We start from the raw sequence: 2,091 nt of genomic DNA on the forward strand, positions 1-2,091 counted from the left end.
ATAAGCGGTACGTTCGTTCAGCCTGTCCAGGATCTGATCAAGGGCCAGGCGGGTCTTTTTCTTTTGGATATTGAGTTTGCTGTAAACCGTTTCCTCGTATATCAACTTATTGTTATCGTTATAAAATTTAACGGTTTGCACACGCGGCAGATTAACGTTGTGTTCAACCACCCAAAAACCGTGTACGTTTGCTATTCTATTCTGAGCCTGCACTGCAGCTGCTGCAAATGCCAGGATGCAAATTGTGATAATTAACTTTTTCATGGCGTTATTTTTAATTTATGAACCAAAACTAACAGCATATTAAACAGGATGAAAACAACATAGGCACACTACCCACCAGTTACGACGAACAGCATTATAATGCGATGAACAAACTTTTAATTGCGAAAAGCTATCGGAGCAGCCTCCTGCTTGTAGTTTGTCATCAAATGATTGCAGTTTGTCGCAATTCACCTTAAAAGCAATTCAATTAAACTGTTTTGCAGTAAATTAGCTATATGAATAATAGTTTCGATCTGATGCTCAACAATGTTAAGCTGCCACGTTTCTGGCAGCATGTGATATTTTGGGTGATCGTATCGTTTTTCATTACCACGCTTTATTCGTTTCAAACCAATTTTTGGGTATCGTTTCGCAATAACCTTTTGTACATGCCCATACAAATTGCTTATTACTATGCCATTGCCTATTGGCTGGTACCTAAGTATGTTTTCGAAAAGCGGTATTTGATGTTCTTCCTGATGCTGATACCGCTTGTTTTCGCGTGTATGTTCATAAGTCGCACAATCGGGATCTTTTTTGTTGCCCCTTACCTGATCCGGGTGATGCGCGTAACTGATGTGGATTATATAGCTTCTACACACCGTCCGTTTTTTGAGCAGTTAATGGATGGGCAAAGCCTTGTGAACTCATTTAAAGGAACCAACCTGTTCACTGGTTTTGTATTAGCTATTAAACTCTTTAAAATGTGGTACGAGCGTAAACAGGCTGCCCTCGAAGCCGAACTTAATGCACTGAAAGCGCAGGTACATCCGCATTTTTTATTTAATACGCTTAATAATCTTTACTCTTTGAGCCTCAACAATTCTCCAAAATCGCCGCAGGCCATTATTGGTCTGTCGGACCTGTTGCGGTATATGCTTTATGAATGCTCGGATAATGAAGTTTCTTTGGAGAAGGAAGTGTTTATGATGCAGCAATATGTAAAGCTCGAAAAGCTTCGTTATGAAGAGCGCATTGATATCAACTTTACCATTACTGGTAATTTGAAAGATAAAACCATTGCACCACTGCTGATCTTACCTTTTATAGAAAACGCCTTTAAACATGGCACCAGCGAACAGGTAGGCGCTACCTGGATCAATATCGATATCAGCGTTACGCTGAACCACTTTAAACTAAAGGTAGCCAACAGCAAACCCGAACACCCTGTTGACGCGGGCAACACACCAGGTCACATCGGACTAAAAAACGTAACCAAAAGGCTTAACCTGCTTTACCCCCATTCTTCGCGCCTGAAGATCGTAAACGAAGAGGATACTTTTTTCGTAGCACTTGACCTCGACCTGAAAACGGTAAAGCAAACTGTAACTCCCAAAATGGTAACCGCATGAAAATACGTACGCTTATAGTTGACAATGAACCGCATGCCATTGAGGTGTTGAAAAACTATCTCGAGCGTTTCAGCGAGATGGAGGTTACTGCCACTTGTACCGACGGGATCCAGGCGTTCAGGTTATTACAACAAAAACCAATCGACCTGATGTTCCTCGATATCCAAATGCCGGGAATAAAGGGTACTGATCTGTTAAAAAGTCTCAAGAATCCGCCTAAGGTAATTTTCACCACAGCCCATAGCGAATATGCGCTTGATGGTTTTGAGCTAAATGCTGTTGATTACCTGTTGAAACCAATCTCTTTCGAGCGTTTTTTGCGGGCTGTTGATAAGATCTATCAATTGAACGAGCATAAAGGCAAACCTGTTATTACCCACGAAGAGCCTGTAAGTGATACGCATACTTTCATTTATTTAAAGGTAGATCGCAAAACCATCAAGGTGAATATCAATGACATTTTATGGATAGAAAG

The 2,091-nt window shown here is 40.9% G+C and carries 3 protein-coding genes; 2 read left to right on the forward strand and 1 reads right to left on the reverse strand.

Going from position 1 to position 2,091, the window contains the following annotated elements; genetic code table 11:
- Positions 1-264 (reverse strand): hypothetical protein (locus tag VF500_RS17965; protein WP_330861000.1); only part of this gene is annotated, 264 nt, incomplete at its 3' end.
- Between the two features lie 236 nt (positions 265-500).
- Here VF500_RS17965 and VF500_RS17970 point away from each other — a divergent pair.
- The gene (locus VF500_RS17970; protein ID WP_330861001.1) at positions 501-1,616 is read left to right on the forward strand and encodes a sensor histidine kinase; all 1,116 of its coding nucleotides are present in this window, start codon (positions 501-503) and stop codon (positions 1,614-1,616) included.
- Positions 1,613-2,091 (forward strand): LytR/AlgR family response regulator transcription factor (locus VF500_RS17975; RefSeq protein ID WP_330861002.1); only part of this gene is annotated, 479 nt, incomplete at its 3' end. The genes VF500_RS17970 and VF500_RS17975, both read left to right, overlap by 4 nt.

This window comes from Mucilaginibacter sp. (genome assembly GCF_036383575.1).
Lineage (GTDB): Bacteria > Bacteroidota > Bacteroidia > Sphingobacteriales > Sphingobacteriaceae > Mucilaginibacter.